Raw genomic sequence first — 25,395 nt, 5'->3', positions numbered from 1 at the left:
CGGCGCTCGGCCGGCTTTGGGTCTTATTCGTAGTGGAACAGATCGCCACCGTGCATATCGATCAGCTCCAGCGCCTTGCCACCGCCACGGGCGACACAAGTGAGGGGATCTTCAGCCACGACGACCGGGATGCCGGTCTCTTCCATCAGCAGACGGTCGATGTCCTTGAGCAGGGCACCACCACCGGTCAGCACCATGCCGCGCTCGGAGATGTCGGACGCCAGCTCGGGCGGGGATTGCTCCAGGGCCACCATGACGGCGGAGACGATGCCGGAGAGCGGCTCTTGCAGCGCTTCCAGGATCTCGTTGGAGTTCAGGGTGAAGCTGCGGGGCACACCCTCGGCCAGGTTGCGACCGCGCACTTCGATCTCGCGCACCTCTTCGCCCGGATAGGCGGAGCCGATCTCGTGCTTGATGCGCTCGGCGGTGGCTTCCCCGATCAGGCTGCCGTAGTTGCGACGGACGTAGCTGATGATGGCTTCGTCGAACTTGTCGCCACCGATACGGACGGACTGGGAGTAGACCACGCCGTTCAGGGAGATGATGGCCACTTCGGTGGTACCGCCACCGATGTCCACCACCATGGAACCGGTCGCTTCGGAGACCGGCAGGCCGGCACCGATGGCGGCAGCCATGGGTTCATCGATCAGGTAAACCTCGCGGGCGCCGGCGCCCAGAGCGGATTCCTTGATGGCGCGACGTTCCACCTGAGTGGAGCCGCAGGGTACGCACACCAGCACGCGCGGGCTGGGGCGGAAATAGTTGTTGTCGTGAACCTGTTTGATGAAGTGCTGCAGCATCTTCTCGGTCACGTAGAAATCGGCGATCACGCCGTCTTTCATCGGGCGAATGGCGGAGATGTTACCCGGGGTACGACCCAGCATCTGCTTGGCGGCATGACCGACAGCAGCGACCGATTTGGCGTTCCCGCGCTCTTGGCGAATGGCGACAACTGAGGGTTCGTTAAGGACGATCCCTTGATCTTTTACATAGATCAGGGTGTTGGCAGTTCCCAAGTCGATCGACAGATCGTTGGAAAAGACGCCTCTGAGCTTTTTGAACATGGCTACGGGAAATCCTAAGAATTTGGAGGTGCAGAAAACCGGCTAACTTTACCAATGCCCACCCCAATGGGCAAGCGCTCAAACTGTCGCCAATCAATCAGGCGCGACAAAAATGCGAGTCATCACTCACCCGCTCAGGCCGACAAACACTACGAAACAAGGAGATAAGACGCCACTGTACAGCAATGCGTCTATCTCCTCGTGTCAGCCCGGGTGTCAGGGCATCACTTCGCGGCGATAAATAATTCTGTCATTACCCCTGTCCCGACCAAAGATCGCAATCCCCATCAGGTGATCCTCGGTCGCGGGATCCGCCAACCAGGTCGGCGCCAGGGGTTGCAGCGGCTGTTTCTCCAGCACGATTTGATAGGGAATGCGTACCGCCTGATTGGGTGGCGCGAAGTGGAACCGGGTCTCGCCTGCGTCGAAACCGACCTGAGTACCGCCCGGAGCCACATTGCCGAGACCAAGGCGAATGCGGGTACCGTCTTTGAGGATCAGATCCCCCGTCGCGGAGTCATAGCGTTGCTCCGCATCGGTAAAGACGATACCACCTCCCGCCAGGGAGATCTGGGTACAGATATCTTGCGAATTGGCTCGCCACTGGCCCCCTTCGAAATATTGCACCTGAAGCGGCAGCGCCAGCGGGGCACTGGCTGCCCCCTGACGAGTGCTGGCGAGCAGCCGGCCGTAGTAGGCGATCATGGTGTCGTTCTCCCCTTGCAAAATAGCGAGCTGCCTGGCGGTGCAGTTCACCCCGCTCTGGCAGTTGCCGCTGACGGCCGGATTCATGTTCCGACCGCTGAGGAAGCTGGTCTCAGGAGTCTCACCGTCCGTCACTCTGAGCCCTAGTCGCAGGAGCGGCAAGGGCTCTTCCGGTGCGGTCAGGCTAGGGGTCAGTTCGCGCAGCCGCATAAAGCGGGTTTGACCTGACAGCTTGCCTGTTCCTTCGGTCCAGCTGGCGGCCAGAGGTGCCAGCCGATTGGATCTGTCCACCCCGTCCTGATTGTTGGCGGCCACCAGGGTGAGGGCCCCTCTGGCAAAGGCATCACGGTAGTTCCTCGTGACACTCCCTTCCTTGTTGCGCGCCTCCACCACCGTCTGTATCCCGAATGGCTGGCTCATATAGCTGAAACCGCCGCAGGCCGGGGTGACGGTACCGCTCGTCATGTTGAAGTCCCAGGGTACGAAGCGCCCCAGCGGCACGCTGGTGGCGGGAGGGATGGTGTAACCGAAATAGCCCGTTGATACTGTGCTTCCCTCTGGCAACGTAGCCGCCGGTGGCGTCGCCTTGATCCTGAAGACCCCGACCTCGTTGAGGCTGAGGGCGGGTGTATTGAGGCTGGCACTGGCTGCAACGTGGCTATACCTGGTCGGGGTGACCTGGGCGACCACGCCCCCCTGAGGGGCCACCAGCTCGCTGGTCAGGGCGATGTCGGACAACACGAAGTTGGGGGTGGTGCCATTGCCGGTGCAGTTATCCCCATCGCTGTCGCTCTGCCACGCCATGGCCTGGATATTGAGCGAGAAGCTGTCTCCCGTCCTCTTGAACACAGGGCAGGTGATATCACCTGCCGCGCAGGCCCCCTGGGTGGGCGTGATGCAGAGCCCTACCGGGCGGCTCACGAACAGATCCGAGCCCGTCATCACCAGCCCTGCGGTATCACCGCTGCCATCGTGGCGGGCATTGAGCCGCATCTGGCCCGCATCCGGGTAGCTCACCGTCAGGGTAGTCTCCCCTTTGCTATCGAAGCTCAGGTTGCTGGTGGTGGACGCCCCCTGCGACGTAGCGATGGCATTGCCGTTGACCGTCACCTTGCTGCCGAAGATGTTGCTCGCCGGGCTCACATAGTCGCTCCAGAAACGAACAGGTTTGCTCACACCGGCAAAGCTCGGCACGCACTGCTGGCTGGCATCGTCTTTCTTGACTGCCTTCATCACCACCTGCTGCGGCCTGTTCGCCAGGGTATCCAGCACATCGAACACGAAGCCGCTGTCGGCAAAGCTCAAGGTACAGGCGGCGGCGCTCAGGGCACCACTGCCGGCGCGGCACAGGGTGGTGCTCAGGGGTTTGGTGGACGGCGTCGAGCCGCTCACTCCCACTGTGATGGCCGTCGCCAGATTGTTGCGCAGCTGCAATTTGGCGGTGCCGTTGCTGAAATTGACGGTAGCGGTGTTGCCGTTGTAGCTCACCTGGCTGCCGGCTATCCAGCCGTTGCTGCCATTCTTGAGGGGGGTCAGGATGGCGCTCACCGGGTCCGTGAACAGTTGGCTGCAACTGGCGTTGGCGCAGGCCCGGATGGTGAGGGTCTCGGGGTTGCAGGTCAGGGCCTGACCGGAGTGATCGAACTCGAAGTGATCGATCTGGGTGCCCACCGGATGGGATTTGAGGGCGCAGATCCGGACGTTGTCGAGCTCATGGTAGTTCGTCACAGAACCGGTGGAGCCGGTGAGCGACAGCAGGAAGTTGGCGGGCACCGCCGCCTGCCCCGTCTGGTTCACCATATTGATGGGCCCCACCAGCATGGTGTAACCCAAGCCCGTGTTCCGCTCAACCGACGCAAGTGAACTGCCGGCAGTGCGCGAGTCAATGGTGATGCGGTAACGATGGGGGCGGTTGCCATTGGTTCCGCTGTCCACTGCCGGGCTCAGGTTGCTCGCCGTTCCCGCCAGATAGCGATAGCCCGAGGTCCCCGAACTGGCACCGGAGCCACGAATGGAAACGGCCTGAGGACGAGACCCGGGATTATAGGAGCCCCCCTCGTTGGCATAGTTGCCGTATTCGTCGATACCGACCCCCATCCAGCCGCCGGCAAAACCGCTGATCCCGGTCTTGAAGCCATAACCCAGCGGGCCACCGAAGGCGCCGGGCTGGGGCGTGATCGTCGCATCGGAGAGCACCACCGCCATCCCGTCCGCCCCGCTCGAGCCGGAGGTCTTGTAGGCATACTGATCGAACTCGATAGTCACCAGATTGCTGGCCCCCGGGAAGAGGCGCTGGAAGGTCGCAGAGGTGGCCTGGTTGGTCGTATTCTGGGTCAGCCGCAGGCGACCGTTTTGCAAAGAGGGCAAGGTGCTGCCATTGCGTTGAGCCACCACCCAGTCGCTGCCAAGGGTGCTGGCGGAGAAGTCGTCGCTGAAACAGGTCAGTGGGTCTTCACACATGCCCGGCCAGTCGCCGTTGAAGGGCTCGTGGATCACCTTGCTGTTGTTGGTCATGGAGACGTTCACCGCCGACACGGCGCCGGTCAGCACGGCCTGGCCACTCATGGCCAGATCCCCGGCGTTCACATAGAGAATGGCGTTGAGTTTGGTATTGCCGCTCATGGTGACCTTGCCGAAGTGATACATCATCAGGTCGTTGGCCTTGCCCCCGGCATTAACCTCCATCTGGTCGCTCAGGGCCAGATCGCTTTTGATGTACAACCTCGCGGCACTGCCGCTGTCAAAGATCAGCCTGTCGTTCTGGCCGAGCTCCATCTTGTCTATCCAGTGGTTGCCGCCACGGAAGTAGAAATTGATGTTGGAGGTGCTCTGGTGTTTGAACGTCTTGAGGTAGCTGGCCTGCAGATACCCGTTGAGAGTGCCGTTGCCGCTCACCTCCAGGGTCTGGTGAAGCTGGAGCGTCAGGTCGCTGCGACTCCCTGCGGCGGAGATCCGGCTCTCGTTTTCCATCTTGAGCCCATAGACGGCGAGGGAGCTCTGCCCCTGGAAGGTCATGGCACTGTTGCTCTTCATCCCCAGGCTTTTGATGAACCAGTCCCCTGCCCCCATGAGCACGCTCTGGCCACTGGCTGAGACCTCCATGGTGACCTTGTCCAGGTAGTGCGGCTGGAAGACGGCGGTCCCGGTATTGCCATTGCCCGAGACCTCAAGGGTGCTGTAGACGGTGACCCTGGCGTCATTGAGCTTGCCCTGACTCGTCACGGTCAGATCGTTCACATGAAGGTCTCCCGACCCGGTGACGCCACTGTTGTATTCATTCTTGATGGTCATCTTCTGGGCATAGACGGTCGCCCCGTTGAGGTTGAGCATCGCCCCTTCGCTGATAGACAAGGTATCGAAGCGATAGGTCTGGCCCGATTTCAGGGTCGCCACGCAGCTGCTGCCCCCCCACGAGGCGTTCTTGTAGTCACCGGCAGCAGGAGAGATGGCCCCGTCGCAAGCGAGATCATTTTTCCCGCTGTAGGAGGGGAAGCCCCCCGGGTTGGCCGGAAACGCGTCGGGGTCGCTGATGAAGGTCACATCCTTGAGCACACTGGCAAGGGCGCCGCTGACGTTGCAATTGGAGACCCAGGTGCCGTTGTTCCAGAAGCCACCGTTGTTGCAGTTGGCGTTGGGCTGGATGTTTTTGGTCAGGAAGGGGTAACTGGCCCCCACTGTGGTGCTGATGATCTTGCTTTCATTGTTCATGCTCAGCACGCCGGGGGAGGCGTGGCTCTGCACCGGGAAAAGGAAGGCTTCGGTACACTGGCTGGCGGCCTGCACCGAGGTGGATCCCAGCAAGATCCACAACAGGGCGCCGCGAAGAGGCTGGCTGGACTTCATGGGGTCTGGCTCCTTGGCAGGGGGCTCATGGCGTCGCTCCATCAAAGGCTTCCGCCACCAGGGTGCGGCTGACGGCAAAATCGGGGTTCGGGCCGCTGCCGGCATCGGGCTGGCCACAGCGCCCTTCACTGCTGAATCGGTATCCGGTTTGGGTCCCGCCGGCCGCACTCACCGTCACCCTGTTGCAGGTGATGCTGGCCTGACACCCGGCAAGCCCGGGCTCGGTGAAGTCGAGCGCCACGGGGACGCACCGGCTGGCCTGCCCCTGCCACTCCCCATTGGGATAGAGCCGGTACAGTGCAACTTCGAGCCCGCTCTGGGCCGCCATCAGGGCACGCACGCCGCGCACCTCCACCGTGTGCTTCTCGCTGCTGTCCACCAGGAAACTCCCCATGGCCGCCGCCAGCAGGGCCATGATGACGATGACGAAGAGGGCGATCAGGATGGCGCTGCCCCGCTGGGACCTCACCATGGTGGGAGTATCAGGGCACATTGAGGGTCTCCAGCTTGTGGTGGAAGACGACGCGCTCGTCGCGCTGCTCGAACTCCAGCCGCAGCCCCACCTCGCTCTGGTTGAAGGCGGCTGGTTCCCGATAGAAGTAATAGGCGGCGGGACGAATATGCTCCGCCATCAACCGGGTGGTCTCACTGCTGCTCAGGGTGTCGTCCAGGGACTTGGCCATGCGCCAGAGGTTGCCCCCTCTCACGCAATAGAGCACCTGCTGGTTCGCAAAATAGATGCGCTGCCCCGGGGAGTCCTTGGCGAACGCACCAGCCAGGGTCAGCGGCACAGCCCCGGAGACGGGAGTTCCTACCTCGGTCACCCTGGCAGTGCAACGCCCCTGCACACACCCCTTGTCCAGCGTGATGGTACTGCCAGAGGTCGTGTCAGGCAGCGGATAGATGATGGCCGTATCTTCCTTTGCCGGCATGGTGACAGGCTCGACGATGCGAAGCACTGTGCTGCTCGCCGTCTCCAGGTAGCGGCCAGCAGTGGCGATGGGCCAGAACCGCAGGCAGGCCCCCTGCTCCTGGGCACCGCCCCCTTCGTCCTCGACCCGCACCGAACCGGGGACGGCGTCACGCACCTCGCGATTGAGCCGCTCCAGGGCGAAACGGGCATCGCTCATCAGTTGCTCGCGGCGGCTGGCATCCCCGTAAATCTGGGTGCCGATGCCGATAAACTGGCTGGAAAATGTCGCCATCACCCCGAGCAGCAGGATCACCATCACCAGCTCCACCAGGGTGAAGCCCCCCTCACGCCCGGGTCGAACGCGGTCACGGGCGAGTCTGGCACATGGGTGTTCCCACGCGGCATCACGGGAATGTGGCTTGCCCATCAGTAGTTCCCCCGATAGAGGCCGAAGACCAGCTCGCTCCCGTCCGGCAGGCGCACGGTCAGGGTGATGCGCTTGCCGATGGACTCGACCCCCTCCCCCGCGCTGCCAAAGAGGGTGTCCGGCACCACCGCGATCTTCACCTGGTAGCGCCGATACTCCTCTTCGCTGCTCGCGGCCGAGGCCTGGGTAAAGTAGCTGGCGTCCACCCAGCGGCCTGCCGTGTCGAAATCGTCCACGTCGTTGAAGGCATAGGGGCGGGTCTCGCCCCCCTCCGGGCCGTAGTCGGCGACCGAGGTGCAGGGGGGATAGACCACGGGAGGCGTGCCGGCGGTCTCACCGCAGCGAAAACGGCCGCCATTGTGATCCGAGTGCTCATCGAAGGATTTTTGCAGTACCTCGCTTAAGATCCGCTGGGCCAGCTGGGCAGCCCGTACCTGCTGCACCGGATCCACCGCCTGGGGTGCCTGATTGATGAGAAGCCCCAGGACGCCGGTCAGGGCGATGGCCAGCAGCACAATACCGACCACGAACTCGATCAGGGTGAAGCCGCACCGGGCCTTAAGGGAGGGCATGGATATAACCTTCCGGCTCGATGCGCAGCCGGGCGCTCTCCTGCCCGCTGCTCACCGCCAGATTGCAGCCATTGACGCAGGTTGAGGGTGAGAGCGGACGGCCGCTGCGCTTGTCGAAAGAAAAGCTCCCTTGAGGCAGGGAGAGGCCGCCGGAGGCGGTGATGACTCGCCCCCGGCTCTGCTCGTCCGCACTCCAGCCGGAGATGGGCTTGGGGGTACAGCTGCCAAGCAGGGTCAGATGACCGAAGCGGCTCGCCTCCACCACTAGCTGGGTGCAGCGCGCCGGCCCTTCCTGCATGTTCATGGTCTGCACCAGCCGCAGCCGGGCCACCAGCTCGTCACGCAGGGTATGGGTTTCAAAGCCGCCTTTGCCCAGCCATTTAGGCACGGCAAAGGCGGCCAGAATCCCGAGCAACAGGATCACTATCACCAGTTCTATCAGGGTGAAACCACGACTTATTGTCATCGCAACCTCAGTAGAAAAAAGAAGCGAGGCTCAGAGCCTCGCGTTCTCTAACAATGAATACGTTATTTTCCGCACTCATCATTTACAGTAATGCTAGGCACATCGCCAGAATTCACGATCGCACCTTCATTGTCATACTTCACTTCGCACTTGCTGTTTGGTTCGTTACTCGGTTTGAAGGTCCCCGGAGTACCAGACACTTCACTCCAACCATCCAGTGCGACTGTTTTAGCAGCATCAGCATTCACAGGGTAACCAAAACGTGTGTCGATAGTTTGGCCAGCTACAGAGACAGCACCAGAAGAACTCTCAATACCCTGGATCGCAGCCTTGCTGTAGACCAGCTGTGAAGAGCTTTGCAGGGAGGCCTTCACGCCATTGGCGGCAGCCAGACGCGCATCATCCTGCAGATTCAGGAACTTGGGTGCGGCGGTGACCGCCAGAATGCCCAGAATGATGATCACGATGACCAGTTCGATCAGGGTAAAGCCCGATTGCTTTTTCATTACGTCTTTCCTCGGTTTATCAATTGATATTGGTGGTCACCTGGCCGGAGGCCGGGCGATAACTGAAACTCATGAACGCATCCGTGCTCCCTTGCGGGTCCTGATAACGTCCATCACTTCCCTTGCTCAGGCTGTTGACCAGATAGTAACGGCAGACCGAATCCAGTCCATTGTTGCTCACCGTGGCATAGAACTTCAGGTCATTGCCGCTACCGCGCACCTCGTCAAAGCGGGCAGTAGCCTTGGGAGGATTCTGCAACAACCCCTCCCAAATATTGAGACAGCGGGCCGCCGTCAGACTGGCCGGATCCACATCGGGCGTGCCACTTGCTGCCGTGTCCATGGGATATCCGGGAGAGAGCTCGCCATTGCTGGCCTGACTGTCGGTCGGCGTGGTCAGATAGAAACGCGAGCCGTCATAGAGCACGGTGTTGAGTCCATCCTGCCTGGCACGCCCTTCGGCCTCCCACTGGGCCCGCACCAGGGACACTCCGGTGGCGAAACCGCCGGACACCCCTTCCACGCTCGCCTTCTTCGCCTCGTCGGTCACATCGAGAAAACGGGGCAAGGCGGTGACGGCCAGGATCCCCAGGATCACGATGACGATCACCAGCTCAATCAGGGAAAAACCGGCCATCCGGCCAAGCGCCCGAACGGGTCTCACTCTCTTTGCTGCCATGCTGCCTCCGTAATGGTCCGCATTATTTCATGCGGATAGAAAAAAATCATGTCAATGAAATACTTGAAGCACCCAATCAGGGGCGGGCCACCACCCGGCCATCGGTGAAGCTGTAGTGCAGCCAGTGCCCTTCCTGGCCGAATTCACACCCGCCGCCTCCTTCGCTGGCAAGGGCCTGCCAGGACGAAAGCCCCTCATCGTGCCCCAGCAGGGCGAGCCAGAGCTGACGGCAATCGGCCGATGGCGACTGGCGCGGCAACACCGCCAGAGGCCAGCCCCGCTCATCGAACTGCCAGGCTGTGCCCTCGGCATGGAGCACCGACGGACGCCGCTCGTCGAGCCAGCGTCCGTGCAGGCGCTGGGCCCGCTGTGCAAACTGCTCACCGAGCAGGCTGGCGCTGATGGCCAGCGCCTCTTCCCTGTGATTGCGATAGCTCATGACCAGGGTCGTGACGATGACCGCCAGCAGGATAAAGACGACGACCCGCCGATATCCCCCCAGCCAGTGCTCATCCTGCTCGGACTCTCTGCTCATGCTCTTTCATACCTTGTTCTCTGTGCCCGGCACGGGCGGCATCCGGATGACCGTGAAGATACTGCCTACTGGCCGCGCACCGCTCTCATCATGTCCCACATGGGAGTGAAGATACCCAGCGCCAGCACCAGTACCATGACCGCCACTATGCCGATGAGGATGGGTTCGATGCGGGCGGTGAGGCTCTTGAGGTCATAATCCACTTCACGCTCGTAATACTCGGCCGCTTCGTGCAGCAGCTCGTCCACTTGACCGGTCTCCTCCCCCACCGCGATCATCTGCATCACCAGAGGGGTGAAGAGGCCGCTGGCGCCGGCGGTGCGCAGCAGGCTCTCCCCCCGCTCGATGCCGCCCCGCATGTCGCGGATCTGCCCCGCCATCCAGGCATTGTCGACCGCATCGGCCACCAGGGTCAGCGCCGTGTTGAGCGGCACGCCGGCCTTGAGCATCATGGAGAAGCTGCGGGCAAAACGGGCAAGCAGGGAGCGCTCTATGATGGAGCCGACGATGGGCAGCCGCAGCTGCCATCTGTGCCAGGTCAGCCTGCCTTTGGTGGTGGCGACCCAGCGTCGCCAGCCGACGACGGCGCCCACCAGGATGGCGAGCAGCAGCCACCAGTAGTGAACGAAGAAGTGGGAGGTGGCCAGCAGGATCCGGGTCGCCAGCGGCAGCTCCACCCCGAACTTGGCAAACATCCCGGCAAAGACGGGGATCACCATGATATTAAGGATCACCATGGCGACGGCGATGGCAATCAGCACGAAGGTGGGGTAGCGCATGGCGGTCTTGATCCGCTTGCGGGTCTCCAGCTCCAGATCGAAATAGTTGGCGAGCTGCAGGAAGGCCTCCTCCAGCTGACCCGTGTTCTCCCCTACGTGGATGATGGCCACGAAGAGGCTGCTGAATACCTTCGGGTGCGACTGCATCGCGCTCGACAGCGACCAGTCGATGCTGGCAGACCTGGCCTTGCCGGCCTTCAGCTCGGTGGGCATCACCCCGCGGCGCATCAGCTGCTCGGCGGCGGCCAGCTCGCTCACCGCTTCCACCACACCGCTGACGGCCTGGCCCTGGCTGTCACGCCCCTTGTAGGCAAAACGGTTCATGGGCGACCCCGGCAGAGTGATTCAGTACGATCCAGATGCCTCATGCGTTACCCCAGGTCCTCGGCCAGCCGAAGCACCTCGTCCACCGAGGTGATCCCCTCGCGGGCATAGTCGAGCGCCGTCAGGGCCAGGGGGCGGTAGTGCTCGTGCGCCCGTGCCGCCCGGGCAAACCCCTCGGCATCGTTGCGGCGCAGGGCATCCATCATGGATTGATCCAGCTCCAGCAGCTCGTAGACCCCGATCCGGCCCGCATAGCCGGTGAAGTTGCAGCTCTGGCAGCCCCGCCCCTTGTGATAGCGATGCTGGCCCGGCGCTTCACCGGAGAGCACCGAGAGCCAGGTGGCCTGCCCCTCGTCCGGCGCCGTCTCGCAGGCGCAGTGTTCACACACCCGCCGCACCAGGCGCTGGGCCACCACGGCCCGCAGGGCGCTCGCCACCAGATAGCCGGGCGCCCCCATGTCGATGAGACGCAGAGCACTGGTCACGGCGTCGTTGGTGTGCAAGGTGGTCAGCACCAGGTGACCCGTGATGGCGCCGCGCAGGCCGATCTCCACCGTCTCGTTGTCCCGCATCTCCCCCACCAGCAGGATGTCCGGATCCTGGCGTAGGGTGGAGCGCAGCACCTGGGAGAAGGTGAGCCCTATCTTGGGATTGACCTGCACCTGGCTGATGCGGGGCAGACGGTACTCCACCGGGTCTTCCACCGTGATGATCTTGTGGCTGGCCTGGTTGAGCTCGGAGAGGGCGCCGTAGAGCGTCGTGGTCTTGCCGCTGCCGGTCGGGCCCGTCACCAGGATCATGCCGTGAGGGCGTTTGAGCTGACGGCGGAAGCGGGTCAGGATGGCGGGTGGCATCCCGGTCTCGGCGAGCGACAAGATGCCGGAGGATTGATCCAGCAGCCGCATCACCACGGACTCGCCATACTGCACCGGCATGGTGGACATCCGCACATCCACATCGCGGCCGCGCACCTTCATGTTGAAGCGGCCATCCTGGGGCAGACGCTTCTCGGAGATGTCGAGCCCGGCCACCAGCTTGAGGCGCAGCACCAGCGCCTGGGCGATGCGCACCTCGTTGAGGATGTTCTCGTGCAGCACGCCGTCGATACGCTGGCGAATGCGCAGCACCTTCTCGTCCGGTTCGATATGGATGTCGGAGGCCCCCACCTGTACCGCGTCCTCGAACAGGGAGCGCAGCAGCTTGGCCACCGTCGCCTCCCCCTCGTCGGCTGCGGCATTGAGGCTGCCGGCCCCCAGCTCGAAGCCGGTCTCCTGGTGCTCTTCGTGCAGTTGCACCGCGAAGTTCTCTATCTCCCGGGTGCGGCGATAGAGGCGGTCGAAATACTCCAGCAGCTGGCCTTCACGGGCCACGGCCAGCACCAGCTCCCGCGGGCTGAGCAGGGCAGCGATGGCGTCGAGGGCGCTCAGATCCGCCGGATCCGACATCACCACGGTGACCTTGTCGTCGCTCAGGTTGACGGCCAGCGCCCGGTAGCGGCGCGCCTGTACCTCGGGCAACAGCGCCACGGCCGAGACGTCGATGGTGAGGTTGTTGAGATCGAAGAAGGGCACATCCAGCTGACGGGCGAGGAAGGTCAGCAGTTGCACCTCGCTGATGAAGCCGAGATCGATGAGGGTGGTCCCCAGCTTGCGGCCGGTCTGGCGCTGCTGCTGCAGGGCGAGCTGCAGCTGATCATCCGAGATGATCTGTTCCTGTACCAGCAGGTCGCCTAGGCGCATTTTCAGTCTGGGTTGTGCCATTGTTGCTCCGATCTCTGTTGCTTCACGCCCGCTGCCTGGTCCGATGGCATGGGCTCATCGAACTGCCGCTTTAATCAATGGGTCAGTTGGCCAATTCGTTGTTCGAGCCATTGGGTGGAGGCCTCCCCCAGATTGCCGTGCAACTGGGCATTGCGATAGGCATCCAGTGCCCGCTGACGGTGTCCCTGACCATCCTCCGCCACCCCCAGTCCCAGCCACCAGCGCCCCTGATCTGGCTGCTGGCGCAACAGCCTGACGTACATCTCGGACGCCTGGACAGGCTGCCCCAGCTCCTGGGCAAGGCCGGCCCAGGTGGCGTAATAATCCAGATTGCTGGCAATATCGGGCTGATAGCCGGTGAGCCAATCCAGCGCCTTCTGCCGATCCCCTACGCTGATGGCCACACGGGCCAGCAGCAGACGCAGGTCCGCCTGCGCGGGATCCAGCCTCAGCCCCTCTTCCAGCACCTGGGCGGCCTCGGTCAGCCGTCCGGCGCCATAGAGCAGGCCCGCCAGCTGTTCCCGCGCCCCCTGGTTGTGGGGATCGTGGGCCAGCACCTCGTAGTAGCCATCCTGCGCCTCCTGCATCCGTCCCTTGGCCATGGCCGTGGTCGCCTTGCGCTCGGCCAGGGTGGCCAGCTCGGCGTCGGAGAGTTCCACCGTCTCGATCTTCAGGATCCCGGGTTTGCGCGGCGCGGCGGGTGCAGGCGCCTCTTCGGCGCTCTGCTCCGCGGCCAGCTCGGCATAGAGGTCCGGCTGCAGCTCCTCGTCGCTCGGGATCGTCTCGTCCCCCAGCGCTTCCTCCGGATTGCCCTCATCGGCGAGCACGGCCTCATCGGCCGGAGCCTGCTCGGCTGCGGAGGGGGCCACTCTCGCGGCGGTCGACTCGGCACTGGCGGCGGGCACCTTTGCCACTGGCGCAGCAGAGGAGACCGCCTGCGTGGTGGCCACCACCGCCAGGGGCGCGGATGGCGCCACCGCAGGGGCGGTGCGGGGGGCCTCGACCTGCGCCGCTGGCAGGGAGGCTCGCAGGCTCTGCTGCCAGAAGATCCAGGTGCGCCAGCCGAGGATCCCCAGGGCCAGGGTACACAGCAGGGTCAGCACCAGCATCCACCAGCCTTGCTGGCGCACCGGCGCCACATAGACGGCGGCTCCCTCGGCCTCTTGCTGACGCCTATCCAGATCTTTCAGCATCTGATTGATCACGCTCATGACCAGACTCCATACGCCAGGGCGGTGCCCAACAACAACAACAGGGGCCACCAGAGGGTGAGACGGCCACGGCGGACATCATCGGTATCCCGGATGGCGAGCCGGACCAGGGCGCTGTCGATCCGCCGCACACCGCGACCATAGGCCAGCATCAGGCACTTCTGCGCCAGTATGTTGATGAGGCGGGGAATGCCGCGGGATGCGCGCCACAGCCTGCGCAGGGCGCGGCCATCGAACAGGGCGGCCCCGCGATAGCCGGACACCTGCAGCCGGTACTCCAGATAGGCCCGGGTCTCGTCGAGCCGCAGCGGCCGCAAACGGTAGGAGAAGCCGATGCGCTGGCGCAGCTGGCGCAGACGGGGTTTGCCGAGTCGGTTATCCAGCTCCGGCTGGCCGAACAGCACGATCTGCAGCAGCTTGCTGGATTCGGTCTCCAGGTTGCCAAACAGCCGGATCGCCTCCAGAGTCTCGTCGGGCAGGGCCTGCGCCTCGTCGATCAGCACCACCACCCGACTCCCCTGCCGATGCAGGGAGATCAGATGGCGGTGAATACGATCCGTGAGATCCAGCTCGCTCTCCCCCGCCAGCGTCAACCCCAGCTCCAGGGCCAGGGCCGTGCGCAGCTCCCCCGGAGTGAGATGGGGGTTGGGCAGCCAGGCCAGGCGCACCGGGCAGGCCTCGGAGCCGAGCTCGCTCAGCAGTTTGCGACAGAGCAGGGTCTTGCCGGTGCCGACCTCGCCGGTCACCTTGATGAACCCCTCCCCCTGGGAGAGCGCCCAGTTGAGCACCTGCATGGCCTCCTCGTGGGGGGGCAGGCCGTAATAGAAACCGGTATTCGGGGTCAGGCCGAAGGGGGCCTCCCGCAGTCCGAAGTGACTCAGATACATGCATCCTCCCGGCCAGAGTCCCGGGTGCGCAGCCGCAGACAGCCCCGGATCAGCGACATGGCGCCACCGCCGTCGGGCAGGGCAGAGTGGCGGCAGCCGGGAGGCGCCGCCACATGGGAGAAGGAGTGCTCAACAGGCGCGTCATCCCGGATCAGCCCTTGGGGGGATACCATTTGTCGAGCAGCTCGGAGGAGCGTTGCAGCTCTTTCTGCCAGGTGTCCTTTTCCACCACGGTGGGCTTGAGCAGGATCACCAGCTCCACCTTGCGGTTGCTCTCCCGGCGGTTGGTGAAGGCCTCGCCGACCCAGGGGATGTCACCCAGCAGGGGCACCTTGCTGACAATCTCCTGCCTGTCGGTCTTCATCAGACCACCGATGACGATGATGTCCCCATTGTTGGCCTGCACCACGGTATCGGACTCGCGGATGGAGCTCTTGGCCAGCGGCAACACCAGGGGATCGGCGGTGCCGACGCTGATGGTCTTGCTCTGCTCCTCGGTGTCGATGACGGAGGGGTGGATATGCAGCAATACCTTGCCCTGCTCGTCGATCTGGGGCGTCACGTCCAGGGCTATCCCCGAGAAGAAGGGGGTCAGCTCCACGTTCGGGGTGACGATGGGGGCCGAAGTCCCCGAGGTGGTGGTGGTGGTCGAGGCGTTGGTGACGAAGTATTCGTCCGTCCCCACCTTGATCACCGCTTTCTGGTTGTTAGTGGCCGTCACGCGCGGGCTGGAGAGGGTGTTCACGTCCCCCTGGGTCTTTAGCAGGCTGACCGCGACGTTGAAGTTGCCATCGGAGATGGTGAAACCGGCGCCGCCCCCCAGAGCCCGGAAGATCTGGTTGGGGGTCGAAGCGATGGGGCTGTCCAGCAGGGAGCCGCCCCCCGTGATGCCCTTGCCGCCGTCCCAGCTTGCGGAGAGGCCGCTCCAGTCCACCCCCTGCTCGTAACCCTCGTTGAGGGACACTTCCAGGATCCGCGCTTCCAGCACCACCTGGCGCTTGAGGTGTTCGCCGGACTGGTCCAGGAACTCGCGCACCGCCTTGAGCTCCTTGGGATAGGCACGCACCGTGACCAGGCCCGCCTGGGGACTGGTGATGACGGCCCGCCCTTCCCCTGTGCCGATCAGGGTCTGCAGGGCATCCCGCAGATCGGTCCAGTAGTCGTTGTTGCTGTCCGTCTCGATGCGGGTGCCGTTGCTGTTGGTGTTGTTGTCACCGCTGGCGGTGTTGCCCTGGCTGTTGTTGTTGCCGCTGTTGTTCAGGCCGTTGTCGAAGTTGTTGTTATTGCCATTGTTGTTGTCGTTGGCCGTCACCCCGCCTGTGCTCACCGAGGTACGGGAGAGACCGCGCCGGGCCATCATCAGGTAGTTGACCGGAATGGTCTCGGTACGCAGACCGGCGGGATAGACGTGGAACACGTTGCCCTTGCGCTGTACGTCGAAGCCGTACATGTCGCCGACGGTCGCCAGCGCCTCCTGCAGGGTCACATCCTTGAGCTCTACCGAAATGACGCCCGCCACACCGGGATGGACCGCCACGCTGTAGCGGGAGCCCTTGAAAAGGGAGCCGAAGAACTCCACCGCGTCCACGTCATGGGCCGCGATGCGCATCCGCTTCTCGGGAATCGTCATCGGCTGCTGGGGACGATTGAGCTGCAACAGCTCGCTCTGCACCGAGGGCGGCAGGGAAGTCAGGGGGGCGGTCGGGCTCTGCTCGCTCATCGCCTGCTTGAGTGCATCTTTGGCCTGTACCGGCTCGGGGTGACGATAGGTAGTGCAACCCGCCACCGCCAGCGCGAGGGGAAGCAGACAAAAAGGGGGTTTTTTCATGTTATTCGTGCACCTGACTCGCTATGAAACTCGACAAACCTGGCCCGCACCATCCCGTGCGACACCCACTTCACATCCGGATCTTGCTGCCAAACAGGGTCAGTGTCTGGCGTTTGCCCGCTTTTTCCAGCACCACGCTGTCGGCGCTGATCCCCACCAGCCGGAATCCGTTGACCTGCTGGCCGACCCGGTAGCTTTGACCGTCGAGCACCGCCAGGGCGGGCCCGCTCCCCAGGATGACGCTCTGCAACCTGGGCAGACCGGCCTCCTTGGCGACACTCGCCGCCGAGCCGGATCCCGCCAGGGGCAAGGTGGGATCCTGCAGCACCTCGGCCTGGGCCTGCAGTGCGAGCAGGCTCCCCCACAGGGCCAGCCAGCGCCAGGATGAGAAGGCAAAAATGCGGGATCCCGTCCCGCCGACATGCCGCTTAACCACGGATGAACTCCTTGCTGGTGCTGAGGGTGTAGATCTCCATCGCTACCGCCGCCTTGGGATGCTCGACCACCCGGTAGTCAAAGCCCTTCCAGTAGAAGTGCCGAGGCAGGGCTTCGAGCGCTTTCAGGTACTGGTAGACATCGAAATAGCCGCCCTCCAGCTGAAGCCGGATGCCGTGCCTGAACAGGTTCACCTTCTGCTCCCCGGCCATCAGCGGCTCGGGCTTGAGGGAGGTGAGCGCCAGCATATGCAGGTTGGCGGAGCGGGACAACAGGGCCTCCAGCACCGCGGGCATTTCGTGGGCGGGGATCAGATCCACCGTCTGAGCCAGCAGCTCGGCATCCATCTGGCGCAGGGACGTCTCGACGCCGGCGAGCTGATCGCGCACCTGGGCATCGGGATCCCGCCCCAGCCTGGCCTGCTTGCCCTGGTTTTCCAGGGTCAGGATCTCCAGATCCCGCTGCGCCGCAGCCAGGGCCTGCCGATCCTGGCCCAGCCGGGTATCGGCGTCATCCAGCCAGCCATAGATGCCCATGGCCCCGAGCAGCACGACCCCGGTCAACAGAATGAGGATCCGCTCGCGCAGGCTGAGGGCTGCGATCTGCTGCGCCCATCCCTGCCATTGTGCCTTCATGTCCATCAGGGAGTCTCCCGCGCTATGCCACTGAGCTGGAAGGCAAGCTGGCCCTCCTTGTCCCGACTCAGGGTGAGCTCGCCAAACTGCTTGCCCGCCAGGGAGGGGGTCTGCTTGAAGCGGTTCACCCAGGCGGGCACGTCCTGACTGCGTTCGGCCACACCCGCGAGGTTGATGCGCCCGTCGCTTATCTCGATCCGTTGCAGGGAGAGACGGGGATCCCGCAGGCGGGCAAGGTCCGCCATCACCCCCGCATAGCCCTGGGATTTTTGCAGGGAGAGGTGGCCAAGCTGCTGCATCAGCGCCTGTTTGGCCCCCAGCTCGTCCCGCTTGTCGGCCAGTTGCCGCTGCAAGTCTGCATTCGCCAGATGGCGCGCCAGCTCCGCATCGAGACGCCTGGCCTCGCCGCGCTGCACGTCGAGCTGTGCCCGTACGCCAGCCAATTCACGATCGAGGCCCTGCTGTTGCCAGCCATAGAAGAGGGTGGCCACCAGCAGCAGCACCAGGACGCCACCCCAGACCAACGCCATCTGGGGCAGGCTGGCCCACAGGCGTCTTGGCCGGAATTCGGCGCCATAGAGGTTGATATGGTGTTTCATCAGTCGCTCCTGCCCAGGGCCGCGCCATAGGCACTGAGGTATTCGACTCCCGCCAGTACCGCCTTGTTTGCCATGGCCGACACCGGGAAACCGAACGTCTGCTCCAGGTGACGCACCAGTACCCCCATGGCGGAGGAGGCGATGGCCAGTTGCAACTGGCCGGGCTCGGGCAGCTTGAGATGGCCGGCCAGATAATCGATGGATCGCTGGATCTCCAGCGCCAGCGCGTCGAGCTGGTCGGCATCTGGCTCATGGCTGCCGGTGAGGCTCGCAAATCCACGCAACTGGCGGGAGAAACAGAGTCCGCCCCGATGGAAGACCAGCAGTTGCAGCTCCTGCCCCCGGGGTTGCCAGAGCAGCATGCGCACCATCTGGTCCGCCTCGTAGAGGGCCGTCATGGCCAGCTCGTCACTGACGATGGCCTCCAGGGTCGCCGCGCCGTTGACCGCATCCGCCACCTGTTGCACCCGGCTCTTGGGCATGCAGACAACGTTGATGCGCGGACGCCCGGCAGGGGGCGTCGGCAGGTCCACATAATCCATGGCGAGCTGCAACACCGGCTCGTTGACGAAATCCTTGATAGCCCAGGGCAGGGCCCCCGCCATCTCGGCATCGGGGACGGCGGGCTTGTCGATCTGGATCTGCTGATAAAGGCTGGCCGCGAGGGCTACCCGCACCTTAGACTTGGCCAGACCGTGCCGGGAAAACAGCTCGGCCAGGGCCTTGGACCAGTCGTGGGGGCCGTTGACAGGCTGGCTGGCAAACACGGGAACGGGGTCCACGCAGGCCAGCAGAATGCGATCGCTGGCCAGCAGGATCCCGACCTGATGGCTGGAGGGAGAACGCCTGAACAGTGGCTTCATCTGGATCTTCACCTGGCCGCGTAAAACGGACTAAACCTTAACATAAACAGGCTATTAGCCTCCAACTTTATGACAAACGACGCATCGACGGCCACGCTGGCACCCACGGGAGACGATCCCATGGCTCCCCTTCAGCTCCCCTCCCCCCTGCACCGGATCCGGCATCCTCTGCTGGCAGCCCATGACGTCACGCTCTGGTGCAAGCGGGACGATCTGATCCACCCGACCCTCTCCGGCAACAAGTGGCGAAAGCTCAAATACCATCTGCAACAGGCACAGATGCTGGGCAAGGGCCACATCCTCTCCTTTGGCGGCGCCTACTCCAATCACATCCACGCCCTGGCCGCAGCAGGACTCAGACTGGGACTGCGCACCACGGGCATCATACGCGGTGAAGGGGATACCGTCAGCAATCCCACCCTGAAAGCGGCCAAAGGCTGGGGCATGGATCTCGTTTTTGTCGACCGGCAGGACTATCGCCGGCGCCAGGATCCCGAATGGCTTGCCCGGTTCGAGGATGACGACACCCTGCTGGTACCGGAAGGAGGCAGCAGCCCGCTGGCCATCCCCGGGGTGGCCGAGCTGGTCGACGAGGTGCCCTTCTCGCCGGATCTCTGGGTGCTGCCCTGCGCCAGCGGCGGCACCCTGGCGGGGCTCATCGCGGGCAAGCGGGCGCAGGAGCAGATCCTGGCCATCGCGGTGCTCAAGGGGGCCGACTTCATCACCGGCGAGGTATGCCGGTTGCATCCGGCGGCGGCCACCATCCCGGGCTGGCGCATCGCGCTGGATCACCACGACGGCGGCTATGCCAGGTTCAGTCCGGCACTCTGGCAATGGGTGCAGGCATTCAGTGCCGAAACCGGCTTGCCGCTGGAACCCATCTACAGTGGCAAGGCGATGTGGGGGCTGTTTCGCGAACTGGCGGCAGGCCGCATTGCGCGCGGCAGCAAGATCGTCTTCATCCACACCGGTGGCTTGCAGGGGCTGGCGGGCCTGGAGGAGCAGGGCCGCCTGTCACCCCGGCCGGGACGCTAGTCAGGCAGGTTGAGGGGCTCGGGGTCGGCAAACCAGGGACCTTGACCGGCATGCACGCCCAGGTGTCGCAGCATCTTCCACTCGTCGCCACTCTCTACCCCCACCGCGATGACCCGGGCCTGGGTATTGGCACAGCCCCCCACCAGACTGCGTACCGCCATCTGGTTGACCTGGCGCAGGTGGATCTCCCGCACCAGGCTGGGGTGCAGCTTGAGGAAGTGGATCTCGAACTCCTTGATGTACTGGGTGCTCACCACGTCCTGGCCCGCATGATCGATGGCAAGCCTGCACCCCAGCATGCGCATCGCCCGAAGCGGCCGCTTGAGCGCCTCGTAGTGGCGGGTCACCTGAGACTCCGACAACTGCAGGATCAACCCCTCGTTGGTACTGCGCGGCAACTGGAACAGCTCGAAGAAGAGCTCGCGCTGGAACTCGCGGGTGAGCAGGTTCTGGGCGCACAGAGAGAGGCTGATGGGGCAGCTCGATGCCGGTCGCTGGCGCAGCAGTCGTAAGGCTCGGGCCACCACCAGCCTGTCCAGCGGCAGCAGCAGACCGGCCTTCTCCGCCATGGGCATGAAGACCCCCGCCTGCAGCTCCCGGCCCTGCTCGTCGTGAAGGCGGATGAGCAGCTCCTGCTGCAACACCACCTGATCCCGCTCCTGCTGCACAGGCTGGACGTAGAAGTCGATGCCCTGCTCCTCGATGCGACGGCTGATCAGGGTGCGCCAGCGCACCGTTCCCTTGCTGCTCGCCTCCTCGTTGAGGGATTTCTCGAACAGGAACCAGCCGCTGTGTCCTTGCAGGCGCGCGCTCTTGAGCGCCAGCTCCGCCTCTTCCTGCACCTTGAGCAGGGAATCCTGTGCCTGGTAGCAGACCGCACCGAGATAGACGGCGGTGTCGGCATTGACCGCTTCGGGCCAGTGCAGCCGCTGCAGACTCTTGAGCAACTGGCTGGCGCCGTCCACCATCTCGCTCTCTGACATGTTCGGCAGCAGCACGGCAAAGACCTGACCGGCATAGCGCGCCTGCAGGGCTCCGCTGTGCTTTCGCACGAAGGCGGCGATGGTGGCGCTCGCCTCCATCAGGAGTTCCTGGCTCGGGCGCCCGCTCAGCTCGGGATCCAGCTCCTCCAGACCAGCCAGCTCGATCAGCAGCACACCGCCGCTGATCACGCTTGCCTCCATGATGGCGCTCTCCAGTCGGTTGTCGAAGAAGAGGCGGTTGCCGATGCCCGTCGTCTTGTCGACGAAGGCGTTGCTGCGGATGAAGTTGTCGAAGCGGCTGCGCTCCTTGCGGGCGTCGGCCAGCTCGGTCAGCAGATGGGTGAGGGCCTGACTGGCCGAAACAGGCCACTCCTCGGCAGGGTCATGGGCCAGCTTGGTCAGCTTGCCATCCAGGATCAGCTGGGCACGCTCCGCCAGCAGCTCGGCACCGCGCAACTGCTGACGGAGCCAGCGGATGGAGTACCAGAGCCCGAACACCACGATGAAGATACCCAGAGAGATGCCGAACATCGCCTTCATGGAGTACTCGAACTCCTTGAACGGCCTGTCCAGCTTGAAGTCGGCCCGCATCCCGGCCTGATTGGGGATCGCCTCGCTGTAGGCGATCAGCAGGCTCTCGTCCGTCTGCTGCTGCACATCGCGAAACCAGTAGACCCGCTGCTTGTCCTGACGGATCTCCAGCTCCACCACATGGGAGGCCCGCAACAGGGAGGGCAGCCAGCGGGCAAGGGCTTGCTGGTCATCGGTCACCCCGAGCTGCTTGTCGATGATCTCCACCAGGGAGTCGACCCGGTTCTGCTGCAGCTCCATTCCCATCTGGCGGAAACTGAAGACCCCGCCGAGCATCACCATGGCCATGGCCGAGATCACGCACAGCGTAATAAAAGAGACGAGTTGAGTGGTCAGTTTCATGTGCCTTTCCGTAGCCGACAGCATCCATAGGGCATCATGGTATCAGCCCAGACCAAACGCCGCCTATGGATGAAGATCCCGCTTCTGCAAATAAGCGGGCGGATGCGTCATGCGGCGCCGTTGCGCGGGCCGCAAAAGAGGCATCAAGGGAGAGAACGAGGGGACACAGGCTGAGGAGCGGACAGAAAAATGGTCCCACAACGGGGACCAAAAGAAACACTCATATCAAAACTAACACTCTGTGCTACTGACAAAAATAGATACAGGAGTATTGAACACACGGTGAGTCAAACCGCACCGTTACTTTAGCCACTTCAGATAAGCTGGACAATTGTCATTTATGACAGGTCAGCGATTGAATCTCGTTCAGGTGTGTAGCCATATCCTTTATTTATCAATTAATTATCGTTTTTGTTCCAAGTGTGACCAACTTGGCTCAAATCGATGCAGCTAATGCTATGATGCTTGAGCCTCAATCGGGTTGTTTCATTTCAGGGAAGAAGGGTGCCCACCATGTCAGCACGATCTCCGTTATGGATTCCTCTGGGCCTCTTCTGTGTGCCCCCGCTGTTGATGCTGTTGCTCACCCCCCTGTTGAGCGACAAGCTGGCTCACCACCTGTTGCAGACAAAGGAAAGGGCTCTGCTCGACTACCAGCAGGAGCGCAACCAGCTCCTGGATCACGATGTCCCCGCTCAACTCGCCCACTTTGCCTTCGATTGCGGCCCCAAAGACATGGCGCTGCTGCGCTCACCCCAGTATTACAACCGCCATATTCGCCTGGCCGGCCTGCAGCTTGCCAACGGGAGCGGCTGCTCCACCCTGGGCCCCGCCCTGCCCCAGCTTGCCGACGCCGGCATACCGGTCTCCCCCGACTTTCATATTTCCAGCACGGCCCCCATGTTCGATACCGAACGCGAAACCCTGGTCTATGCGAGACGCAACGGCAATCTGGCCTATTGGGTGCTCGACAGCAGCTGGAGCCATGAGCTGCTGCGCACCCCCTGCAACGACTGTTTCTACCTGGAGTTCAACCACAAGCACCCGACCCAGTCCGGGCTCTTTTTCCCCCGTGGCAACAAGCACATTCGAGAAGAGGCAAACCCGATGCGGCTGCTCAGTTTCGACCCCCAGCATCAGGTGGAACAGACCCTCTGGGCTGGCGAGGCACTGAAACGCTACGCCCGCTCACAGATACACCGTGATGGCCTCTGGTCGGCCGGGGCGCTGGGGGTGCTGCTGGCGGCCCTCTACTGGGGCCTTAGAAACTACCGGCGATCCCTCAAAGGATTGCTGCAAAGAGGGCTGGCTCGGCGGGAGTTCATCCCCTTCTATCAGCCCATAGTGGACAGCAGAAACCGAAGGGTGGTGGGATTCGAGGCCTTGCTGCGCTGGCAGCGAGGACGGGATCTGGTGTCGCCAGGCACCTTCATCGCCTATGCGGAGGAGCAGGGGCTGATCCTGCCGATGACGGATCAACTGCTGGAGCGCATCCTGGCGGATCTCCCCGTCCTGGCCCCGCACCAGTGGGTCAGCGTCAATCTGGTGGCGGGCCATATCGAGCAACCTCGTCTGCGCACCCAGTTGCAGCGCCATGGCTGGCCCTCGCCGGCCCGCCTCACCTTCGAACTCACCGAGCGGGATCCCATCAAGCACATCCAGGGGGCCATGGCGGAGATCGCAGCTCTGCAGGAGAGGGGCTATCACTTCAAGCTGGATGACTTCGGCACCGGCTATGGCGGCTTTGCCTACCTGCAACGGCTCGGCATTCGCCAGATCAAGATCGACAAGATGTTCGTGGATACCATAGGCACGGACGACCTCAAGCGCAGCGTGCTGGATGCCACCATCGCTTTCGGCCTCAAATCGGGCATGGAGATGATCGCCGAAGGGGTCGAAACCCAGGAGCAGGTGGATTATCTGCATCGCCACGGAGTCCACCTGATCCAGGGCTACGTCTATGCCAAGCCCATGCCCCTGAGCAAACTGAAGATCTGGCTGATGGCATGGCAAGAGGGCGAGACAACCAGCCCCTCCGACCTGCACTGAGGCGGTATCTGCCCCGCCTCTCACCCTCTGCAACAAAATGATGCTCCGCATGAGGAGCATCTCCCCTTATCATGGGTCTGTGCACCTTGGGTGCACCAAGTCGCTCCATACCCCGTCGGCCGAGGCCGCCCCGAGATGAGAACCACTGCCTATGAAGTCTTTTATCCGACAAGAGATTGCTCTGCCTGCCGGTCTGCTGACCCTGCTCTTCTTCAAAACCCTGGGGAGCGACCTGCTGGCAGAGACAACCCCCCTTGCGGTCTACCTGCCGGTGTCGCTGGCCCTGCTTGCCATCGTGACCTGGGCCATCTTCTCCGTCGTGCGTCACTCTGACGCCCTCGCCATCAAGCTCGGGGAACCCTTCGGTACCCTGATCCTGACCCTCTCGGTCATCTCCCTGGAAGTGGTGATGATCTCCTCCGTCATGCTGACCGGCGATCCCAATCCCACCATGGCCCGTGACACCATGTTCGCGGTAGTGATGCTGGTCACCAACGGTCTGGTGGGCTTCACCCTGCTGTTTGGCGGCTGGCGCTATCACACCCAGAACTTCAATCTGGACGGGGTCAAATCCTATCTGGTAGCCATCATTCCCCTGGCACTGCTCTGTCTGGTCCTGCCGAACTTCACCCAGGGCGGCACCCTGGGCAGCCTCTCCAAGGCCATGTCATGGATGCTGATCATCATCTCCATCCTGCTCTATGGTGTCTTCCTGCTGATCCAGACCCGCAGCCACAGCCACTTCTTCGTCGACAGCGATCACGAGGATCTCGAGGATCACCACGGCCCGCTGCAGAGCAACGTCTATCACACCCTCTTGCTGCTCGCCTACCTGGTGGTGGTCATCCTGCTGGCCAAAACCCTAGCCATCCCCATCAACTACGGGGTGCACGTGATGGAAGCCCCGATGGCGCTGGGTGGCTTCATCGTCGCCTGTATCGTGCTCGCCCCCGAAGCGGTCGGCGCCATCAAGGCGGCCTTCAACAACCAGTTGCAGCGGGCCATGAATCTCTACTTCGGCTCTGTGCTGGCCACCATCGCCCTCACGGTACCCTCCGTGCTCTTCATCGGCTCCCTGATGGGGCAGGAAGTGCGCCTGGGCCTCTCCCCTGCCGACATGGTGCTGCTCATCACCACCCTCATGGTCTGTAAAGTGACCTTCAGCAGCGGCCGCACCCACGCCCTGCACGGCGCCACCCATCTTGTGCTGTTTGTCGTTTACCTGTTCCTGATGTTTGAACACGGATAAGGCTGCCAGCACTCACCCCGGTGCTGTTCGTGGTTTATCTGTTCCGGATGTTTGAACACGGATAAAGCCGCCGCCTCTGTCTGCTGCCACTCTGCGCTGCCCGCTTCCGATGGCC

General features: G+C 63.2%; 23 protein-coding genes. 3 read left to right on the top strand and 20 right to left on the bottom strand.

Going from position 1 to position 25,395, the window contains the following annotated elements; translation table 11 throughout:
- Positions 1 to 23: 23 nt before the first annotated feature.
- From C3F36_RS12060 to C3F36_RS11975, 19 genes are all read right to left on the bottom strand, one after another.
- Positions 24 to 1,064, bottom strand: coding sequence for a rod shape-determining protein (locus tag C3F36_RS12060; protein ID WP_005308111.1), 1,041 nt, complete (start codon positions 1,062 to 1,064; stop codon positions 24 to 26).
- A gap of 216 nt (positions 1,065 to 1,280) precedes the next feature.
- Positions 1,281 to 5,612, bottom strand: coding sequence for a DUF6701 domain-containing protein (locus C3F36_RS12055; protein WP_104455131.1), 4,332 nt, complete (start codon positions 5,610 to 5,612; stop codon positions 1,281 to 1,283).
- 25 nt (positions 5,613 to 5,637) lie between these two features.
- Positions 5,638 to 6,105, bottom strand: a complete 468-nt coding sequence (locus C3F36_RS12050; protein WP_233759647.1) for an MSHA biogenesis protein MshP — start codon at positions 6,103 to 6,105, stop codon at positions 5,638 to 5,640.
- Positions 6,095 to 6,952, bottom strand: coding sequence for a PilW family protein (locus C3F36_RS12045; RefSeq protein ID WP_158656105.1), 858 nt, complete (start codon positions 6,950 to 6,952; stop codon positions 6,095 to 6,097). The genes C3F36_RS12050 and C3F36_RS12045 overlap by 11 nt, the downstream gene beginning before the upstream one ends.
- A complete protein-coding gene (locus C3F36_RS12040; RefSeq protein ID WP_104455130.1) occupies positions 6,952 to 7,524 on the bottom strand; it encodes a prepilin-type N-terminal cleavage/methylation domain-containing protein in 573 nt (190 codons plus the stop codon). The genes C3F36_RS12045 and C3F36_RS12040 overlap by 1 nt, the downstream gene beginning before the upstream one ends.
- Complete coding sequence (locus tag C3F36_RS12035; RefSeq protein WP_104455129.1) at positions 7,511 to 7,990, bottom strand: prepilin-type N-terminal cleavage/methylation domain-containing protein; 480 nt, start codon at positions 7,988 to 7,990, stop codon at positions 7,511 to 7,513. Before C3F36_RS12035 ends, C3F36_RS12040 begins: the two co-directional genes overlap by 14 nt.
- Before the next feature lie 62 nt (positions 7,991 to 8,052).
- Positions 8,053 to 8,496 (bottom strand): prepilin-type N-terminal cleavage/methylation domain-containing protein, encoded by a 444-nt coding sequence (locus tag C3F36_RS12030; RefSeq protein WP_069652315.1) that lies wholly within the window; start codon positions 8,494 to 8,496, stop codon positions 8,053 to 8,055.
- 19 nt (positions 8,497 to 8,515) lie between these two features.
- The gene (locus tag C3F36_RS12025) at positions 8,516 to 9,175 is read right to left on the bottom strand and encodes a prepilin-type N-terminal cleavage/methylation domain-containing protein (RefSeq protein WP_104455128.1); all 660 of its coding nucleotides are present in this window, start codon (positions 9,173 to 9,175) and stop codon (positions 8,516 to 8,518) included.
- 76 nt (positions 9,176 to 9,251) lie between these two features.
- Complete coding sequence (locus C3F36_RS12020) at positions 9,252 to 9,710, bottom strand: hypothetical protein (RefSeq protein ID WP_041214307.1); 459 nt, start codon at positions 9,708 to 9,710, stop codon at positions 9,252 to 9,254.
- Between the two features lie 65 nt (positions 9,711 to 9,775).
- On the bottom strand, positions 9,776 to 10,813 hold the full coding sequence (locus C3F36_RS12015) for a type II secretion system F family protein (RefSeq protein ID WP_104455127.1): 1,038 nt from the start codon (positions 10,811 to 10,813) through the stop codon (positions 9,776 to 9,778).
- Positions 10,814 to 10,860: 47 nt separating this feature from the next.
- Positions 10,861 to 12,573, bottom strand: coding sequence for an MSHA fimbrial ATPase MshE (mshE, locus tag C3F36_RS12010; RefSeq protein ID WP_104452008.1), 1,713 nt, complete (start codon positions 12,571 to 12,573; stop codon positions 10,861 to 10,863).
- A 74-nt stretch (positions 12,574 to 12,647) separates the two neighbouring features.
- A complete protein-coding gene (locus C3F36_RS12005; protein ID WP_103858945.1) occupies positions 12,648 to 13,784 on the bottom strand; it encodes a tetratricopeptide repeat protein in 1,137 nt (378 codons plus the stop codon).
- Positions 13,781 to 14,671, bottom strand: coding sequence for an ExeA family protein (locus C3F36_RS12000; RefSeq protein ID WP_104455126.1), 891 nt, complete (start codon positions 14,669 to 14,671; stop codon positions 13,781 to 13,783). Before C3F36_RS12000 ends, C3F36_RS12005 begins: the two co-directional genes overlap by 4 nt.
- Positions 14,662 to 14,844: a hypothetical protein gene (locus tag C3F36_RS23300; protein ID WP_158656104.1), complete on the bottom strand. Its 183-nt coding sequence runs from the start codon at positions 14,842 to 14,844 to the stop codon at positions 14,662 to 14,664. Before C3F36_RS23300 ends, C3F36_RS12000 begins: the two co-directional genes overlap by 10 nt.
- Entirely contained in the window at positions 14,823 to 16,499 is a 1,677-nt protein-coding gene (mshL, locus tag C3F36_RS11995; protein ID WP_104455125.1) for a pilus (MSHA type) biogenesis protein MshL, read from the bottom strand. Before mshL ends, C3F36_RS23300 begins: the two co-directional genes overlap by 22 nt.
- Positions 16,500 to 16,569: 70 nt before the next feature.
- The gene (locus C3F36_RS11990; protein ID WP_199769714.1) at positions 16,570 to 16,899 is read right to left on the bottom strand and encodes a SctD/MshK family protein; all 330 of its coding nucleotides are present in this window, start codon (positions 16,897 to 16,899) and stop codon (positions 16,570 to 16,572) included.
- A 28-nt stretch (positions 16,900 to 16,927) separates the two neighbouring features.
- Positions 16,928 to 17,575, bottom strand: coding sequence for an MSHA biogenesis protein MshJ (locus C3F36_RS11985; RefSeq protein WP_041212204.1), 648 nt, complete (start codon positions 17,573 to 17,575; stop codon positions 16,928 to 16,930).
- Positions 17,575 to 18,168, bottom strand: a complete 594-nt coding sequence (locus C3F36_RS11980; protein ID WP_053288067.1) for a PilN domain-containing protein — start codon at positions 18,166 to 18,168, stop codon at positions 17,575 to 17,577. The genes C3F36_RS11985 and C3F36_RS11980 overlap by 1 nt, the downstream gene beginning before the upstream one ends.
- Positions 18,168 to 19,031 (bottom strand): MSHA biogenesis protein MshI, encoded by an 864-nt coding sequence (locus C3F36_RS11975; RefSeq protein ID WP_104455124.1) that lies wholly within the window; start codon positions 19,029 to 19,031, stop codon positions 18,168 to 18,170. The genes C3F36_RS11980 and C3F36_RS11975 overlap by 1 nt, the downstream gene beginning before the upstream one ends.
- A 120-nt stretch (positions 19,032 to 19,151) precedes the next feature.
- Here C3F36_RS11975 and C3F36_RS11970 point away from each other — a divergent pair, with 120 nt between their 5' ends.
- Entirely contained in the window at positions 19,152 to 20,066 is a 915-nt protein-coding gene (locus C3F36_RS11970; protein WP_199769575.1) for a 1-aminocyclopropane-1-carboxylate deaminase/D-cysteine desulfhydrase, read from the top strand.
- On the opposite strand, the gene C3F36_RS11965 is transcribed toward C3F36_RS11970, so the two are convergent.
- Positions 20,063 to 21,982 (bottom strand): EAL domain-containing protein, encoded by a 1,920-nt coding sequence (locus C3F36_RS11965; RefSeq protein WP_010672614.1) that lies wholly within the window; start codon positions 21,980 to 21,982, stop codon positions 20,063 to 20,065. The genes C3F36_RS11970 and C3F36_RS11965 overlap by 4 nt on opposite strands.
- A 513-nt stretch (positions 21,983 to 22,495) precedes the next feature.
- On the opposite strand from C3F36_RS11965, the gene C3F36_RS11960 reads away from it, so the two are divergent.
- Together C3F36_RS11960 and C3F36_RS11955 are read left to right on the top strand one after the other, a co-directional pair.
- Entirely contained in the window at positions 22,496 to 24,031 is a 1,536-nt protein-coding gene (locus C3F36_RS11960; RefSeq protein WP_104455122.1) for an EAL domain-containing protein, read from the top strand.
- Between the two features lie 151 nt (positions 24,032 to 24,182).
- On the top strand, positions 24,183 to 25,280 hold the full coding sequence (locus tag C3F36_RS11955; protein WP_010672612.1) for a calcium:proton antiporter: 1,098 nt from the start codon (positions 24,183 to 24,185) through the stop codon (positions 25,278 to 25,280).
- The last annotated feature ends 115 nt before the right edge of the window (positions 25,281 to 25,395 follow it).

It is taken from the genome of Aeromonas sp. ASNIH2, assembly GCF_002934795.1.
Lineage (GTDB): Bacteria > Pseudomonadota > Gammaproteobacteria > Enterobacterales > Aeromonadaceae > Aeromonas > Aeromonas caviae.
Note: the sequence above shows the minus strand (reverse complement) of the source record. Positions and strands in the feature narration are given on the sequence as shown.

Bases quoted from the DNA above. Each gene is read 5' to 3' on its own strand.
- C3F36_RS12060 (WP_005308111.1), bottom strand. From the start codon at position 1,064: ATGTTCAAAAAGCTCAGAGGCGTCTTTTCCAACGATCTGTCGATCGAC.
- C3F36_RS12055 (WP_104455131.1), bottom strand. From the start codon at position 5,612: ATGAAGTCCAGCCAGCCTCTTCGCGGCGCCCTGTTGTGGATCTTGCTG.
- C3F36_RS12050 (WP_233759647.1), bottom strand. From the start codon at position 6,105: ATGTGCCCTGATACTCCCACCATGGTGAGGTCCCAGCGGGGCAGCGCC.
- C3F36_RS12045 (WP_158656105.1), bottom strand. From the start codon at position 6,952: ATGGGCAAGCCACATTCCCGTGATGCCGCGTGGGAACACCCATGTGCC.
- C3F36_RS12040 (WP_104455130.1), bottom strand. From the start codon at position 7,524: ATGCCCTCCCTTAAGGCCCGGTGCGGCTTCACCCTGATCGAGTTCGTG.
- C3F36_RS12035 (WP_104455129.1), bottom strand. From the start codon at position 7,990: ATGACAATAAGTCGTGGTTTCACCCTGATAGAACTGGTGATAGTGATC.
- C3F36_RS12030 (WP_069652315.1), bottom strand. From the start codon at position 8,496: ATGAAAAAGCAATCGGGCTTTACCCTGATCGAACTGGTCATCGTGATC.
- C3F36_RS12025 (WP_104455128.1), bottom strand. From the start codon at position 9,175: ATGGCAGCAAAGAGAGTGAGACCCGTTCGGGCGCTTGGCCGGATGGCC.
- C3F36_RS12020 (WP_041214307.1), bottom strand. From the start codon at position 9,710: ATGAGCAGAGAGTCCGAGCAGGATGAGCACTGGCTGGGGGGATATCGG.
- C3F36_RS12015 (WP_104455127.1), bottom strand. From the start codon at position 10,813: ATGAACCGTTTTGCCTACAAGGGGCGTGACAGCCAGGGCCAGGCCGTC.
- mshE (WP_104452008.1), bottom strand. From the start codon at position 12,573: ATGGCACAACCCAGACTGAAAATGCGCCTAGGCGACCTGCTGGTACAG.
- C3F36_RS12005 (WP_103858945.1), bottom strand. From the start codon at position 13,784: ATGAGCGTGATCAATCAGATGCTGAAAGATCTGGATAGGCGTCAGCAA.
- C3F36_RS12000 (WP_104455126.1), bottom strand. From the start codon at position 14,671: ATGTATCTGAGTCACTTCGGACTGCGGGAGGCCCCCTTCGGCCTGACC.
- C3F36_RS23300 (WP_158656104.1), bottom strand. From the start codon at position 14,844: ATGGTATCCCCCCAAGGGCTGATCCGGGATGACGCGCCTGTTGAGCAC.
- mshL (WP_104455125.1), bottom strand. From the start codon at position 16,499: ATGAAAAAACCCCCTTTTTGTCTGCTTCCCCTCGCGCTGGCGGTGGCG.
- C3F36_RS11985 (WP_041212204.1), bottom strand. From the start codon at position 17,575: ATGGACATGAAGGCACAATGGCAGGGATGGGCGCAGCAGATCGCAGCC.
- C3F36_RS11980 (WP_053288067.1), bottom strand. From the start codon at position 18,168: ATGAAACACCATATCAACCTCTATGGCGCCGAATTCCGGCCAAGACGC.
- C3F36_RS11975 (WP_104455124.1), bottom strand. From the start codon at position 19,031: ATGAAGCCACTGTTCAGGCGTTCTCCCTCCAGCCATCAGGTCGGGATC.
- C3F36_RS11970 (WP_199769575.1), top strand. From the start codon at position 19,152: ATGGCTCCCCTTCAGCTCCCCTCCCCCCTGCACCGGATCCGGCATCCT.
- C3F36_RS11965 (WP_010672614.1), bottom strand. From the start codon at position 21,982: ATGAAACTGACCACTCAACTCGTCTCTTTTATTACGCTGTGCGTGATC.
- C3F36_RS11960 (WP_104455122.1), top strand. From the start codon at position 22,496: ATGTCAGCACGATCTCCGTTATGGATTCCTCTGGGCCTCTTCTGTGTG.
- C3F36_RS11955 (WP_010672612.1), top strand. From the start codon at position 24,183: ATGAAGTCTTTTATCCGACAAGAGATTGCTCTGCCTGCCGGTCTGCTG.